The organism is Colwellia sp. 6M3 (assembly GCF_014077595.1).
In the GTDB taxonomy this organism is placed as follows: Bacteria; Pseudomonadota; Gammaproteobacteria; order Enterobacterales; family Alteromonadaceae; genus Cognaticolwellia.
On record NZ_JACGWF010000261.1, the window covers coordinates 1 to 251 of the forward strand.

The window sequence follows — 251 nt, forward strand, 5'->3', positions numbered from 1 at the left end:
TTGGTACTACCGCAATTTGCATTGAAACTGGTGAGATTGTTTACTTCAAAGCACGTGCTACTGTTTTAGCAACAGGTGGCGCGGGTCGTATTTTTGCTTCTACCACTAATGCTCACATTAATACCGGCTAAACTTATCATTGCACTTTGGTTGGTGCTTACTGTAGTAGTAGGAGTTCGATTATGGTAAATAATGCAGCAACAGTAGGCCGTAGTGGCGTACATGATTTCATTCTTCTTCGTGCTAGTGCC

General features: G+C 42.6%; 2 pseudogenes. Both read left to right on the plus strand.

Annotated elements, in window-relative coordinates:
* A pseudogene (locus H4J50_RS19310) lies at window positions 1-128 on the plus strand (FAD-binding protein); the annotation flags it as partial.
* Window positions 129-182: 54 nt separating this feature from the next.
* Window positions 183-251, plus strand: a pseudogene (locus H4J50_RS19315) (succinate dehydrogenase membrane anchor subunit); the annotation flags it as partial.